Here is a 14525-nt window from a genome sequence, read left to right as displayed (position 1 = left end):
CACAGTTTGGTATTAATATCTTTTCGGAAATATGGTCTCTCATAAAGAATGGGGATATTGTTCTTCATTTCAATACAAATAGGTGAAGAAATTTCTCCCATAACTTGCATATCCGGCCCCTTCATGTGAGAGTACTAGTATATCGATTCACAGGCTTAAAGACATGAAGAAAAGTCAGCTTATTTTTATTCTCAGTGCAATGGCGCTTGCAGCACTGAGCAGACTGCTCCCACACCCCCCAAACTTTACGGCCGTTGGTGCGATGGCACTTTTTGCAGGTGCTGTTTTAGAACGAAAAAGCCTAGCCCTTCTGGTCCCACTATTGGCCTATTGGTTCAGCGATCTTATCCTCAATAATGCTGTTTATGGTGCTTATTATGATGGATTCGTTTGGTTCTCCAGCAACCTGCTTTGGGTCACGATGGCGTTGGTTGGGAGTATTTTCTTAGGCCGCTTGCTCAAAAAACAAGTGAACTTCATCAATATCAGCGCCGTGTCGCTCTCAAGTGCAACTGTGTTTTATCTTGTCACTAATTTTGGTGTATGGACAAGTGGACAGATGTACCCGATGACATTTGAAGGGCTGCTGAGCTGTTACATTGCAGGTATCCCATTCTATGGGAATCAACTGGCAAGCACTTTATTATATACGGGTGTCGTATTTACTCTCTATCACTACGTTCGCCAAAAGCAGCCAATTCAGTCGGTCTGATGCATCATCTATTTGGCACAGGTAGTCCCCCACAAATTTGAAGCTGGCCAAAAATCAAAAGCATCTGAAGTAAAAGAAAAACAATGGGATGATGCAAGCTGGGACGATATGGTCTGGCAATAAGCATTGAACATCTCCCAGCTTACTTGAGTCGATCAAGTAAGCTGGACTTCTCTCGTTTACTTCCCTTGCTTAGAGATTTATCCATCTTCGTTTGATCTACCTGGACGCTTGTCTTAGGCTCTTTGAGCTTTTCTTCCGATAAGGCACGATGAAGGTTTGACAGATCGTCTGCGATTTGTGTCAGTAATGTGCTTAGATTTTGTTTTTTAAGCTCTTTTGGTGGTATTCCTGAATGTTGCGATTGCTTCTTTAGCTGTGCGGTAAGTCGAACTATAGATGATTGAATATTATCGACTTGATTGTGAAATAGGGAGGTGTCCCAAGTTTGTGTTGTATTCATTGAGACAGACTTTTCTTCTTGTTTGAGCTGGCCGATTGTTTTTTGAAATCGTTCTAAGAGCTGATTAATATCTTGTGTACTTTGTTGTGCACGTTTGGCGAGTTCTCTCACCTCATCAGCGACGACAGCAAATCCTCGTCCTTCATCACCGGCTCTTGCAGCTTCAATCGCTGCGTTTAACGCAAGTAGATTAGTCTGGTCAGAGATAGAATCAATGACGCCTAGTGCACTGGTGATCTCCTTCACAATTTCTTTTAATGCCATGAAGTTTTCTTTTGAATCGTCGGTTGTTGCTTTTTCGTTTTGCGAAGGTGATTCGGATTGCTTTGTAAAATTAGTCTGCTGATGGTCTGAGAGCTGCATGGCAAGCGATTCTACATCCTGCAATATAGCTTCCCAGTTATTTTGCTGGTTTGAGATTTGATTGGTGGTGTTTTGTTGTTGTGTATAGGCGTTTTGTGTTGTTGCCATTTTATTTAAGTTGGAGACACAGCGCTGTAGCGTGGATAAATGTTGCGGCTGCACTTTTGTTTGTTTGATAACTGGTGGAGACGCTATTTTTGTTGGTGTGATCACTGTGGATTTTGGTTGTTCAATGGGGGGATTCACAAAGTGTTTTGTTTCTTTTTGAAGCAAGCGCTGAGGTAGAAAGAAGATGCACGTGAAGAACAAAAGACACCAAGCCCCCAGAGCGAATAATACAGGTTGCAAAAGTGTCTGGAGCAGCTCTTTTATTTTAAACTCAGGTTGATCAAAAGCGAGATAGAGATTGTCTCCTTCAACTGGAAAAACAGGCGTGCTGATCTGATTGGTGTTTGGCTGATTCGAAATAAATAAATGAGCACCTTTTGACGCTGTAAGCTCTGCTAACCAGGACTCTGATAGTTGAAAAACAAGAAAACCAATCAATTTTCCTCGTGATTGGATAGTGCTTGTGAGGTAAAAAATGGGGGACTGGTTTGCAGTAAGCTTACTTTTTTCGCTGAACCAAATCGGGTGTGTTTCTGTTTGTATTTTTGACCAATGATCGTTTGAGAACAAATACGAAGGAAGGGATGCTGCGAGTTGAATATCTAAATTTGCTTTATAAACGAGGCGTTTATCCTGAGCCTCTATCAATAAAATATCATCCACTTTGAACTGCTGCTTCATCAATAAAATGAGGGATGCAAAACTCTGATGAAGATACTCGAATCGAGTCCCTTGAGGCTTCTTGGACGGTTGGACGACATAATCGAACTGGAGTAATTGTTGTGACTCTGTGAGCTGCTCAATTGTGTTGATCGATATGTTGTGCTGCTGATAAAACTGCTTGAGTTGCTGCTTCTCTTCTGGTGTGATGTTTCCTCGTTCATACAAGTAAGAAGCACTCGCATTACCAAAAGCTTGCAGCATACGTTTCGTGGAAGGTTGCTGTGCAATCACTTGGATTGCCGATTCAAGTGTCAGGCGCTTTGTTTCTAGTAGGGAATGGAGCTGTGTTTTATTATGTGCGTATCGCGCTTCATTAAAATTGGCATATTGTTGCGCTTGCATGTGATAAACAACCCATCCACAAGCTACAAGAAGCAAGGCACAAAAGCATAGCGTGAGCGCAAATATTCTTATTTTTATCATTTAGTTATTGATGTATTGAGTCGTCAACTCATTGAGTATAGTTGGTATTTTTGAGAGTATGGTTTTGTGAATTGGGGCAAAACAGCCTATTGACCTTTAAAATGCAGCAGCACTCATCAGAGACTTTCGTTCGTCTCGTTTTTTCTTAGCTTCATAAAAGACGATACTACCGACAGAAGCAATAAATAAACCGATGGCATATTTTTCTTGATATGCTGCAAAACTACCAATCGTTAAAAAAGAAAAAGAAATCATTTGCTGCATAGGCGCTCCTGTTGTTCAATAATTAAACGGTTGGTGCATTTTAACAAATCATGATAGAAAATCTCGGTACAAAAGGGAATTTTTTCAAGATATTTTATAATTCTCAAAAAAACAATGGATTATGACTTATTGCTTCATTTACAGATGATAACTTTCAATTAAAAATATGAAGGATGTCGCAGTGAATAAATTGGAACTGGATCAGCTCGAACTGAGATTGATCCAGGAAGTGATCTATCATGGAGAAAGGGAGCATCCATTGGAGCGTGCTCTCACAGCTTTTGAATCTAGCCATTTAGGCTATACAAGTCTTGATATTGAGGTAAATCTGTATTTTAAAGATCAGGATGACGTGATATATGCAGGTGTGCAATTCATGAAGCAGTGGCAGGTTGCAAAGCTTCAGTCTCTTTGGGTGACAGAAGTTTTACGAAAAAAAGGGATTGGAACAATCCTTCTCAAACACGCGGAGGATATTGCCAAGGAGCTGGGCTGTGACAGAGTGATGCTTGAAATGACCAGTATGACCAATGTGTCGTTTTACCTGAGTCAGGGTTACGCTGTATTATCCCACCTACAAGAGTACCTGCCTGGGTATGATTATTATCAGTTGACCAAAAAAATACCAGGGAAAATTGATGAACAATGATCCCACAAGACACTTCAACTAGAATAAATGAAGTGTTACCGAATTCGGTCTAAACCTCCAGGATGACTTGGCAGAATGTGAGCATTTCACGAATAAACGCACGACCTATGTCTTTCAGTGCGCGGGTATATTGTGCCTTGTTGATCTGTTTTGCAGTGCCTTGTTATAGCCATAATATCAATATGACAACTTATTATCTGCATTACCAAAAAGGAAGTTGGCACTTTGAATTAAACCTTTCCCAAAAAGCAATTTTGAAAAAATTCAATCAAGCAGGGCAATTAGCTGAGGGAGAAAATGGGTCACCTGAACTAGAAAAATCACTCATTTCCTATTTACTCAATTCAATGCATATTCAAATGGATGGAGAGAAGACAAAGCTGGAACTTTCGAGTTTGCGCTTTGGCAATCATCAAACAACAGTCTCATTTATTTTACCTGATTACTCGAAACCTTACCCTCATGAAGTAAATGTGCATTTACTCTCTTTTGCAGAAAATAAATACCAGGCGAACATTTTGTATGTGCGAGATAAGAAGAAACGGCATCGATTTGTATTAACAAGAAAAGCAAAATTTAAAGTGCATCTCACTTACAATTCATTAGGTCAGATTAAAAAAGCTAGATAAAAGCTAGTGAAAGAAAAGAGCTTGTTTATTGAAAGATAAGAGGAAAGCAAAGGCCGAAGCCTTTGCTTGAAAAGAAGATATTACTGCATGCGCTTCATCTTGAGCTGACGATTGCAGACATAGACCTTGTTGAGGTGTGTCAAAACGTCAGATGGCATGCCTTCAGGTAATTCAACAGTACTATGGTTGTCGAATAACTTGATTTGACCGATAAACTTACTAGAGATATCAGCTTCGTTCGCGATTGCACCAACGATGTTCTTTGCTTGAACGCCATGCTCCAAGCCAACTTCGATACGGAAACATTCCATCTTTTCGTTGCTTGAACGACGCGGTTTACGATCTCGGCGATCACCTCTGTCACCACGCTCGCCTCTTTCACCGCGGTCACGACCATTTCTGTCATTACGGTCACGACGTCGACGATCTCCACGTTCACCACGATCGTTGTACTCACCACGTTTTGGTTTCGGGAAGTCCTTGATGAATAGTGGCTCTTCAGCTTGTGCGAGTGCTAAAAGTGCTGTTAATAGATCAGCATCTTGAACATTTTCAAGCTCAGACTGGATCTCACGCACAATATTTGCAAATCGCTCCATGTTTGGCTTCGCGATTTCTGCAAGTACTTTTTCTTTAAGCTGTTCTTTACGTAGTTTCAATACGTCATCAACGCTCGGAAGGCCCATTGGCTCAAGACGAGTGGATGTGTCGCGCTCGATTTGACGAAGCAAACGTTTTTGGTTTTGCTTCACAAAAGTGATTGCTTTACCGCTACGTCCTGCACGACCTGTACGCCCAATACGGTGAACATAAGCTTCACTGTCGAAAGGCAGGTCGTAGTTGACGACCAATGCAATACGCTCAACGTCAATACCACGTGCTGCAACGTCAGTTGCAACAACAACATCGGTTTTACCTGATTTTAACTGCTGGATCGTCTGCTCACGATGTGCTTGGTTCATATCACCGTTCAGCGGTAACGCAGCAACTTTGTTGTCTTGTAACCATGTCGCGATATCAATCGTGTCTTGCTTTGTTCTTGCAAAAACAATCGCAGCATCTTCTAAATCAGCTTGAAGTAAACGAAGAAGTGCGTCTTTCTTGTGTACGTGGTTACAGAACCAAACAGATTGCGCGATGCTACCCTTGGTGCTATTTCTTGGAGACACCTGAACTGTTTGCGGGTCATTCAAATAACGCTTTGTAATGCGCTGAATTTCTTTAGGCATTGTTGCAGAGAACAACGCCATCTGCTTTGTCTCAGGGGTGTGTTGCAGGATCGTTTCAACATCATCAATAAAGCCCATACGCAGCATTTCGTCAGCTTCATCAAGAACAAGAGCCTTTAGTCCGTCGAGTTTTAATGTACCGCGGTTCAAATGGTCAATAACACGACCAGGTGTTCCAACAACAACCTTCGGGTGACGCTTTAAGCCGTCTAATTGGACTTTAAAACTTTGACCACCGTAGACAGGAAGAACGCTTAAACCAGAGATATGCTTTGAGAAGTCATTAAATGCGTCGGTGACCTGTAGTGCAAGCTCACGCGTAGGCGCAAGAACGATGACCTGAGTACATCTTTGTGAGAGGTCGATTTTATCTAATAGAGGAAGAGCAAAGGCAGCTGTTTTACCAGTACCTGTTTGCGCAAGTCCAAGTACATCGCGTCCCTCGAGCAACATTGGAATGCAAGCTTCCTGAATTTCGGTAGGCGAAACATACCCCAATTCTTCAATCGCTTGGAGTAAGGGAGCTGACAAATTTAGCTCTGAGAAAACGGTACTACTTGACATAGAAAAACGACCTCTGATTAATAAAAAGCGGTGAATTATACACCGTTCTTATTCAAATCACCTAAGGAATTTGAAAAAAAATCACTCAGAGGTTGAATCTTGAGGTTAAAAACAACTGTAAAATCTAATTTATTCTCATTTAACCTTATGAATATTCAGCGTTTTTCTATTTCCTTTTGGTGTAAAAATAAAATGGCATCAGTGATGGAGTAACGTCAGCTTTTATTCCAATGGTGTATTAAAATCTGCTGGTTTTTCAAAATCACCTTTAAAATCTTTGAGTTGATCGTTCTCAAAATAGACAGTCAGATTTTTCTCAACCAACTTATCATCCCCACGAGAAAGATGGTAAGTGTAGTACCAGACGTCTTCACGAAAAGCGTTTTCTGCAACAGGACTGCCAAGAACAAATTTTACCTGTTCTTTACTCATAGAAATACGAAGTTTATCAACCTGCTTTTGTTCAATGAAGTTACCTTGAGGGACAGAAATGCGATAAATAGAGCAGCCTGATAAAACAAGGGCGAGTAAACAAATAATGCTATAGGTGAACTTTGTTCTCATTTGAATGTGATTCTCCAATTAACGTCGCCTTTATGTTTTAGACCACAGTTGTGTTTTGGATTGCAATGGTTGGAAATAATAACTTAGCCATTGCGAATAAAAAAGACTTATTTTGAGTGCCAAATAAATGACATGATTTTCAAGGTTTTTCTATAGACCATATCCATCAAAGGAAGTTGCAATGCGCATTTTCCAAATGAAGGAAGAGCCGTATAAATTCAAGATCAACGCCTTAGATGGTCAGAAGCTCTTTTGCATTTTCGATCGCCTTGAGTGAAGTTTGGCTGCCACTCAACAGGCGTGCTAACTCTGCAATGCGCCCAGCTTTATCCAGATACAGCATGGTTGATGTTGTTGCATCTCCATCCGTTGTCTTTTTTACAAGATATTGTGCATGCCCTTGGCACGCGACTTGTGGCAAGTGGGTGACACAAATCACCTGAGTTGAACCACCAAGTTGCTGGAGTTTTTGACCGACAGCACTTGCCGTTGGGCCACTGATCCCCACATCGACTTCATCAAAGATAATGGTTGGGCAAGCAATTCTTCCTGCAAGGATCACTTGGATTGCAAGGCTGATACGTGATAGCTCACCTCCAGAAGCAACTTTGCCCATTGGCTGCGCAGGTTGTCCCGGGTTGGTTGAGACCCAAAACTCAATTTGGTCCAGACCATTTGGGCTAGGAGACTGGAACTCATCACAAACGACTCTGATTTCGAACTGACAATCTGGCATACAGAGTTCAGCAAGGCTTTGTTGTATTCGGGCACTGAGGAGGCCAGCAGCTTCCTGCCTCGCTTGGCTGAGTGTTTGAGCGGCATGTAGATAATCTTGCTGAGTGTTTTGGATCGCTTGCTCAAGTGATTGCATCTGTTCATCATCTTGATGAAGTGCGGTGAGTGTTTGATGTAATTGTTGCTGCCTGATTGACAGATCTTCGGGTTTGACTTGATGCTTTCGAGCCAGTGCAATCCCTTGCGATAGGCGCTGCTCAAGATGATAGAGTTTATCTGGATCGACCGGAATATCATTCATATAGTGACGTAAATCACCAGATGCTTCCTCGATATTCACCATGGCTTCATGGAGTAGCGTTGAAATCTTTTCTAATTGTTCATCCACCTCGCTCATTTCGGCGATTGCAGCACAGACATGTTGAATTTGACCAAAAATAGCATGTTGATCCGCATCGTAGAGTCGATTAAGAAGTTGGTGTGTTTGCGTCCGTAATTCCTGTCCATGACTTAAAATTTTGTGTTCTTGTTCAATCGACGCAAATTCGCCTTCTATAGGCGCATATTCATCCAGTTCTGAGACTTGGTACTGTGCAAGTTGGCGTTTATTTTCCCGTTGTTCCCTGGCTTGTTGCAGTGCATCATGTTTTTTATGCAGCGTTTGTAAGCAATGGTAAACATCATGGGTTTTTTGGCGAGGCAACTCACTCTCAAAGGAAGCATCGAGCAGATCGCGTTGGTATTCTGGCTTGAGTAATGCTTGATGCGCATGTTGTCCGTGGACACTTACTAGATACTGAGCCAGTTGCTTGAGTTGCTGAACCGGGACTTTTGTACCATTGATGTACGCTCTGGAAGTCCCTTGCTTTAGAATCACACGGCGCAGGGTACATTCATTTTCTATATCCAAATCATGTGCTTGCAACCAAGTTTTTGCAATGGGATGATGTTGAATGTCAAAACTTGCGGTGACTTCTGCGCGTGCATGTCCTGCGCGGATGGATTGGCTGTCTGCACGTTCTCCTAGACAGAGCAACAACGCATCAATGGCAATGGATTTTCCTGCACCAGTTTCACCGGTAATGGTGCTAAGCCCTTGATGCCAGGAGAGATCGAGATGCTCAACAATTGCAAAATTTGAAATTTGTAAATGGGTTAACATAACCGCTTGCACCGTCATTCACTAGTTTACTGTTAAAATATACAGTATTTTGTTCAGGTGCAAGCATTTCGTGTCAATATAGTTGACTTCCCCAGCCTAATTTATTCCTCAGTACCTCAAAATAATCGTAGCTGTTCGGGTGAACTAGCTTGAGTGGGTGTTTGTCTTTATTAATGATGATCTCATCACCAGGCATAACAGAAAGAATGACGTGACTATCGCAACTGACTTGTAGGTTTTCCAAATTGTCCGGAGAAAGTTTTAAACGAATTTGAGAATTTGCATTCACAACGATTGGACGATTACTCAGTGTATGTGGATACATTGGGACGAGTGTAAATGCATCGAGTTTCGGTGTGACAATTGGCCCGCCACCTGAAAGGGAGTAAGCCGTTGACCCAGTCGGTGTGGAAATAATCAAGCCATCAGAGCGCTGATTAAATACAAAATGATCATCAATAAAGCATTCGAAGCCAATCATGTGTGCGACTTTGTCAGCATGGAGTACGGCTTCATTCACGGCGGTATTACTGCTTTTCATTACTTCATGGCGATGGACTTCAACGTTGAGTAAAAAGCGTTTTTCCTCAATATATTTGCCATCGAGTACTTCTTTCAAGAGTTCTTGAAAGTTATCAGGATCGAGGTCCGTCAGGAATCCGAGATTACCACGATTGACACCAATCACTGCAACGTTAAAGCGTGAAAGAACACGTGCAGCCCCGAGCATATTACCATCACCACCAACGACAATTGCTAAATCACACTTTTTGCCGAGTGGAACGAGATCAAGTTCCTGGACATGATTATTGACCAATTGATCGGCAACACGGGACTCAACGATGACATCAGCCCCAATTTCGCACAAAAAGTCATACAATGCATTGAGGGTCTTCGCCGCGCCTTCATGTTTTGGCTTGCCAATGAGCCCAATCGTCTTAAACTTCATGGTCAACTTTACTCAAAATTCAGTTGCACGCAGTATACGATTGATCATAGATACTGGGCCAGTAAATTCAATATCTTACTGGTTTGTGTGATTTTCCCACTTGAATCGTGAATTTCCATCCCCATAATAACCGCAGCGAATTTTTTAAGGAGTCATTGTGCATGAATTCAGAACAGCAAGACGTTCAGGTTGAAGAATCTGAAGTAGCAACTGAAGAGAAAATGACGGCTGAAACTGAGCAGCCGCAAGAAAACCAAGAGCAAACAACAGTATCTGACGACCTACTTGATGCAAAAGTAGCTGAGCTTGAAATTGAATTATCGAAAGCATATGCCCAGATTGCAGATCAAAAAGACTCAGTTGTGCGTGCAGCTGCTGAGGTCGACAATATTCGTCGCCGTGCGGCCATTGATGTCGATAAAGCCAAGAAGTTTGCCTTGGAGAAGTTCGTTTCCGAGTTGCTACCTGTTTTGGATAACATGGAGCGCGCTTTGGAGTTTGCGGATAAAGAGAACGAATCTTTAAAGCCAGTTCTTGAAGGGATTGAACTCACACAAAAAACGTTGCTTTCTGTCATGGAAAAGTTTGATGTGAAAATGATCGACCCACAAGGTGAAACATTTAATCCTGAGTTTCATCAGGCAATGTCCATGCAGCCAAGTGCAGATGTTGCACCAAACACAGTCATGGCTGTAATGCAAAAAGGTTATGAACTCAATGGCCGTCTCGTTCGTCCAGCAATGGTGATGGTTTCTAAAGCAGCAGAATAGCTTAACTCGTTGGAAAACCAGGGGTGTACTGGTTTTCTAACGCATCTCAACTTGACGGTGGGGTGCAAAAAATTCAAAAAAATTTGAACTTTTCGCTTGAATTCCAAAAGTAAAAACCCCACTAAAAAGTCAACTTAAGAATATTGAATTGTATAGAAAGAATTTTGGAGTGCATCCATGGGCAAAATTATCGGTATTGATTTAGGTACTACCAATTCCTGTGTTGCCATTTTAGACGGTGAAAACACGAAAGTTATCGAAAACGCAGAAGGTGAGCGTACAACACCTTCTATCATCGCTTATACAGATGACGGCGAAACGCTTGTTGGTCAGCCAGCAAAACGCCAGGCGGTCACAAACCCGAAAAACACACTTTTTGCAATCAAGCGTTTAATTGGTCGTCGTTTCGAAGATAAAGAAGTGCAGCGTGATATCGATATCATGCCTTTCAACATCGTTCGTGCAGACAATGGTGATGCATGGGTTGAAGTGAAAGATAAGAAAATGGCAGCGCCTCAGGTTTCTGCAGAAGTCTTGAAGAAAATGAAAAAGACAGCTGAAGATTACTTAGGTGAAGCCGTCACAGAAGCCGTGATCACTGTTCCTGCATACTTCAATGACGCACAGCGTCAAGCGACGAAAGACGCTGGCCGTATCGCTGGTCTAGATGTCAAACGTATCATCAACGAGCCAACTGCTGCGGCACTTGCTTATGGTGTTGATAAGGCGACAGGCGACCGTGTTGTTGCTGTCTATGACTTAGGTGGTGGTACATTCGATATCTCAATTATTGAAATCGACGATGTGGAAGGCGAGCAAACATTCGAAGTATTGGCAACCAATGGTGATACACACCTCGGTGGTGAAGATTTCGATAACCGCGTTATCAACTACCTTGTTGAAGAGTTCAAGAAAGAGCAAGGCTTTGACCTTCGCAACGATCCGCTTGCAATGCAGCGCTTAAAAGAAGCCGCAGAAAAAGCGAAAATCGAGCTTTCTTCTGCACAGCAAACAGAAGTGAACTTGCCGTACATCACTGCGGATGCATCAGGTCCGAAACACTTAACCATCAAGATCACGCGTGCGAAGCTTGAGTCTTTGGTTGAAGATATGGTGAAGCAATCTCTTGAGCCAGTGAAGCAAGCACTTGCAGATGCAGACCTCAGCGTGAGCGATGTTCAAGATATCATCCTTGTTGGTGGTCAGACGCGTATGCCAATGGTTCAGTCTGCGGTTGCTGAATTCTTCGGTAAAGAGCCACGTAAAGATGTGAATCCTGATGAAGCGGTTGCACTTGGTGCTGCGATTCAGGCAGGTGTTCTTGCAGGTGACGTGACGGACGTTCTCCTTCTTGACGTGACACCACTATCTCTTGGTATCGAAACCATGGGTGGTGTGATGACAGCGCTGATTGAGAAAAACACGACGATCCCAACGAAGAAGTCACAGACGTTCTCAACAGCGGAAGACAACCAGTCTGCAGTAACGATTCACGTCCTTCAAGGTGAGCGTAAGCAAGCGACGGGTAACAAATCGCTTGGTCAATTCAACCTTGAAGGTATTCGTCCAGCGCAACGTGGTCTCCCGCAAATCGAAGTCACATTTGATATTGATGCGGATGGTATCTTACACGTTTCTGCAAAAGACAAAGATACAGGTAAAGAGCAGAAGATCACAATCCAGGCTTCTTCTGGTCTGAGTGATGATGAAGTCGAGCAAATGGTACGTGACGCAGAAGCAAATGCTGCGGAAGATCAGAAGTTCGAAGAGCTTGTTCAAACACGTAACCAAGCCGATGGCCTTGTTCACGCAACGCGGAAGCAGATAGAAGAAGCTGGCGCTGATCTACCTGCAGATGAGAAAGAAAAAATCGAATCTGTCATCAGTGCAGTTGAAGAAGCAATCAAAGGCGACGACAAAGAAGCGATTGATACGAAAACACAAGAGCTGATCCAAGCATCTCAAAAACTTGTTGAAATTGCACAAGCAAAAGCGCAAACACAACAAGCACAACCAGGTGCACAAGAGCAAACAGCTGAGTCAGCAGCAGATGATGTTGTGGATGCTGAGTTCGAAGAAGTGAAAGACAACAAGTAACTTCATTTTATCTTAATGAGCAGGTGTATTCGCACCTGCTCATTTCTTATTAGGAATCAGTTGTAAATTATGTCAAAACGCGATTATTACGAGGTGCTTGGAGTCGCCAAAGATGCCTCTGAGCGAGAAATCAAAAAGGCGTATAAGCGCTTAGCAATGAAATATCATCCAGACCGTACGGATGGTGATGAAGCGTTGGCTGAAAAATTCAAGGAAATCTCTGAAGCGTACGAGATCCTAACGGATTCACAAAAACGTGCTGCTTACGATCAGTATGGTCATGCAGGTGTTGATCCAAATCAGGGTGGTGCAGGTTTTGGTGGCGGTGCAGACTTCGGCGATATTTTTGGTGACATGTTCGGGGATATTTTCGGTGGTGGTGGCCGTCGTCAATCCAGAGCACAGCGTGGTGCCGACCTTCGATATAATTTAGAACTGACGCTTGAAGAGGCCGTTCGCGGTAAAAATGTTGAAATTAAAGTCCCGACTTGGGTCAGCTGTGAGCCGTGTGGCGGCAGTGGCGCAAAGAAAGGCACTTCTCCAAAATCTTGTCCAACCTGTCATGGGTCTGGTCAAGTGCAAATGCGCCAAGGTTTCTTTGCCGTTCAACAAACCTGTCCGACCTGTTCAGGCCGTGGCCAAGTGATATCTGATCCATGTAATAGCTGTCATGGTCAAGGACGTGTTGAAAAATCGAAGACCTTATCCGTGAAGGTTCCAGCTGGTGTTGATACGGGTGACCGTATTCGTTTAGCTGGTGAAGGCGAAGCAGGCCAGTTTGGTGCACCAGCAGGTGACTTGTATGTACAAGTCAATGTCCGTGAACATCCGATTTTTGTTCGTGATGGCAACAATCTTTATTGTGAAGTGCCCATTGGCTTCACGAGTGCAGCACTTGGTGGTGAAATCGAAGTACCAACACTGGATGGGCGTGCAAAACTAAAAATTCCGAATGAAACGCAAACAGGCAAAATGTTCCGGATGCGTGGAAAAGGAGTTCAGTCTGTACGAAGCGGCTCAGTCGGAGACCTCATTTGTAAAGTGATTGTGGAAACACCAGTCAAACTGACAGAACATCAAAAAGAGCTATTAAGAGAGCTTGAAGAATCGATGGGAGATTCAAATGCCAAGCATAAGCCGAAAGAAAAAGGTTTTTTTGATGGTGTGAAGAATTTCTTCGATGACCTGAGAGGCTAATCGATTTTTACTTGAAAAAAGTCACCAAAAGGTGACTTTTTTTATGGTATTCTTTTTTTCATCAGTCCATATTCTTAGCAAAGTGATATCGATGCAAGTATTCAAAAAGCCACTTATCACAATTTCAATCGTGATCTCCCTCTGTCTCCTGGCAGCTTGCCAACGTTCCCCAACGGGGCGAAGCCAACTTCTGCTTTTTTCCAAAGAAAAAATGGCAAAGATGGGTGAGCAATCTTTTACACAGCTGAAAGATGCTGAAAAAAAAGAAGGGAAAATTTCAACCGATAAGAAATTGAATGCACGTGTTCAATGTATTTCATCAAATATCATTCGCCAATTAGAGACTGACAATAATCCAAAAGATTGGGAAGTCGTTGTATTTGATAGCGATCAACTCAATGCTTTTGCGCTGCCAGGCGGCAAAATTGGTGTTTACACCGGGATATTAAAGGCAGCGAAAAATAATGATCAACTTGCTGCGGTGATTGGCCACGAGGTTGGACACGTTTTGGCTCAGCACGGGAACGCACGCGTTTCCAATAATGTTGCAATCCAGCTTGGTTTGAGTGCTGCAGATGTGCTGATTAGCAGTAGTGAAGCATCAAGTTATCGTGGCGAGTTGATGGCTGCATTGGGATTAGGCGCCCAATATGGCGTGGCATTACCCTACAGTCGCAGTCACGAATCAGAAGCGGATATTATCGGTTTAGAGTTGATGCACAAAGCGGGCTTTAATGTGGAAGATGCGCCAAAACTTTGGCAAAACATGGCAGCTTTATCCAAAGGCTCACCACCTGAGTTTTTATCTACACATCCAAATCCCAAAACTCGCCAGCGCGACTTGGCGAAGCATGGTGAATATATTCAAGATACGGTCGTCAAAGGCCGCCGTCCAAACTGCTAGATTTTTTTACAAATTACACT

13 protein-coding genes are annotated in these 14525 nt (G+C 42.9%); 7 read left to right on the top strand and 6 right to left on the bottom strand.

Annotated features, from left to right (window positions below):
- The first annotated feature begins 163 nt into the window (after nt 1-163).
- Complete coding sequence (locus C505_RS0112500) at nt 164-712, top strand: DUF6580 family putative transport protein (protein WP_018692953.1); 549 nt, start codon at nt 164-166, stop codon at nt 710-712.
- 142 nt (nt 713-854) lie between these two features.
- On the opposite strand, the gene C505_RS24845 is transcribed toward C505_RS0112500, so the two are convergent.
- Nucleotides 855-2711, bottom strand: coding sequence for a methyl-accepting chemotaxis protein (locus C505_RS24845; protein ID WP_018692951.1), 1857 nt, complete (start codon nt 2709-2711; stop codon nt 855-857).
- Nucleotides 2712-2888: 177 nt separating this feature from the next.
- On the bottom strand, nt 2889-3056 hold the full coding sequence (locus C505_RS24360) for a hypothetical protein (RefSeq protein WP_018692950.1): 168 nt from the start codon (nt 3054-3056) through the stop codon (nt 2889-2891).
- Between the two features lie 181 nt (nt 3057-3237).
- Between C505_RS24360 and C505_RS0112480 the strand changes: the two genes are divergently transcribed.
- Both C505_RS0112480 and C505_RS0112475 read left to right on the top strand, forming a co-directional pair.
- Nucleotides 3238-3705 carry a GNAT family N-acetyltransferase gene (locus C505_RS0112480; protein ID WP_169337041.1) on the top strand — a complete coding sequence of 156 codons (468 nt, stop codon included), beginning with the start codon at nt 3238-3240 and terminating at the stop codon, nt 3703-3705.
- A gap of 182 nt (nt 3706-3887) precedes the next feature.
- Complete coding sequence (locus tag C505_RS0112475) at nt 3888-4334, top strand: DUF6702 family protein (protein ID WP_157369016.1); 447 nt, start codon at nt 3888-3890, stop codon at nt 4332-4334.
- 80 nt (nt 4335-4414) lie between these two features.
- Here the strand turns inward: C505_RS0112475 and C505_RS22295 are convergent, their stop codons facing one another.
- From C505_RS22295 to nadK, 4 genes are all read right to left on the bottom strand, one after another.
- The gene (locus C505_RS22295; RefSeq protein ID WP_018692947.1) at nt 4415-6127 is read right to left on the bottom strand and encodes a DEAD/DEAH box helicase; all 1713 of its coding nucleotides are present in this window, start codon (nt 6125-6127) and stop codon (nt 4415-4417) included.
- A 222-nt stretch (nt 6128-6349) separates the two neighbouring features.
- A complete protein-coding gene (locus C505_RS0112465; protein WP_018692946.1) occupies nt 6350-6691 on the bottom strand; it encodes an outer membrane protein assembly factor BamE in 342 nt (113 codons plus the stop codon).
- A 232-nt stretch (nt 6692-6923) separates the two neighbouring features.
- The gene (gene recN, locus C505_RS0112460; protein ID WP_026317933.1) at nt 6924-8588 is read right to left on the bottom strand and encodes a DNA repair protein RecN; all 1665 of its coding nucleotides are present in this window, start codon (nt 8586-8588) and stop codon (nt 6924-6926) included.
- 73 nt (nt 8589-8661) lie between these two features.
- On the bottom strand, nt 8662-9543 hold the full coding sequence (gene nadK / locus C505_RS0112455) for an NAD(+) kinase (RefSeq protein WP_026317932.1): 882 nt from the start codon (nt 9541-9543) through the stop codon (nt 8662-8664).
- A gap of 155 nt (nt 9544-9698) precedes the next feature.
- Between nadK and grpE the strand changes: the two genes are divergently transcribed.
- The 4 genes from grpE to C505_RS0112435 all read left to right on the top strand — a co-directional run bounded on the left by grpE (nt 9699) and on the right by C505_RS0112435 (nt 14505).
- The gene (gene grpE / locus C505_RS0112450) at nt 9699-10307 is read left to right on the top strand and encodes a nucleotide exchange factor GrpE (protein ID WP_018692943.1); all 609 of its coding nucleotides are present in this window, start codon (nt 9699-9701) and stop codon (nt 10305-10307) included.
- 177 nt (nt 10308-10484) lie between these two features.
- Nucleotides 10485-12404 (top strand): molecular chaperone DnaK, encoded by a 1920-nt coding sequence (gene dnaK / locus C505_RS0112445; protein ID WP_018692942.1) that lies wholly within the window; start codon nt 10485-10487, stop codon nt 12402-12404.
- 69 nt (nt 12405-12473) lie between these two features.
- Complete coding sequence (gene dnaJ / locus C505_RS0112440) at nt 12474-13601, top strand: molecular chaperone DnaJ (protein WP_018692941.1); 1128 nt, start codon at nt 12474-12476, stop codon at nt 13599-13601.
- Between the two features lie 91 nt (nt 13602-13692).
- Nucleotides 13693-14505: a M48 family metallopeptidase gene (locus C505_RS0112435; RefSeq protein WP_018692940.1), complete on the top strand. Its 813-nt coding sequence runs from the start codon at nt 13693-13695 to the stop codon at nt 14503-14505.
- The last annotated feature ends 20 nt before the right edge of the window (nt 14506-14525 follow it).

Origin of the sequence: Algicola sagamiensis DSM 14643 (assembly GCF_000374485.1) — a bacterium.
GTDB classification, from domain to species: Bacteria; Pseudomonadota; Gammaproteobacteria; order Enterobacterales; family Alteromonadaceae; genus Algicola; species Algicola sagamiensis.
Note: the sequence above shows the minus strand (reverse complement) of the source record. Positions and strands in the feature narration are given on the sequence as shown.

Coding starts and splice junctions, on each gene's coding strand:
- dnaJ (WP_018692941.1), top strand. CDS start 12,474: ATGTCAAAACGCGATTATTACGAGGTGCTTGGAGTCGCCAAAGATGCC.
- C505_RS24845 (WP_018692951.1), bottom strand. CDS start 2,711: ATGCAAGCGCAACAATATGCCAATTTTAATGAAGCGCGATACGCACAT.
- recN (WP_026317933.1), bottom strand. CDS start 8,588: ATGTTAACCCATTTACAAATTTCAAATTTTGCAATTGTTGAGCATCTC.
- grpE (WP_018692943.1), top strand. CDS start 9,699: ATGAATTCAGAACAGCAAGACGTTCAGGTTGAAGAATCTGAAGTAGCA.
- C505_RS0112465 (WP_018692946.1), bottom strand. CDS start 6,691: ATGAGAACAAAGTTCACCTATAGCATTATTTGTTTACTCGCCCTTGTT.
- dnaK (WP_018692942.1), top strand. CDS start 10,485: ATGGGCAAAATTATCGGTATTGATTTAGGTACTACCAATTCCTGTGTT.
- C505_RS0112500 (WP_018692953.1), top strand. CDS start 164: ATGAAGAAAAGTCAGCTTATTTTTATTCTCAGTGCAATGGCGCTTGCA.
- C505_RS24360 (WP_018692950.1), bottom strand. CDS start 3,056: ATGCAGCAAATGATTTCTTTTTCTTTTTTAACGATTGGTAGTTTTGCA.
- C505_RS0112435 (WP_018692940.1), top strand. CDS start 13,693: ATGCAAGTATTCAAAAAGCCACTTATCACAATTTCAATCGTGATCTCC.
- C505_RS0112475 (WP_157369016.1), top strand. CDS start 3,888: ATGACAACTTATTATCTGCATTACCAAAAAGGAAGTTGGCACTTTGAA.
- C505_RS22295 (WP_018692947.1), bottom strand. CDS start 6,127: ATGTCAAGTAGTACCGTTTTCTCAGAGCTAAATTTGTCAGCTCCCTTA.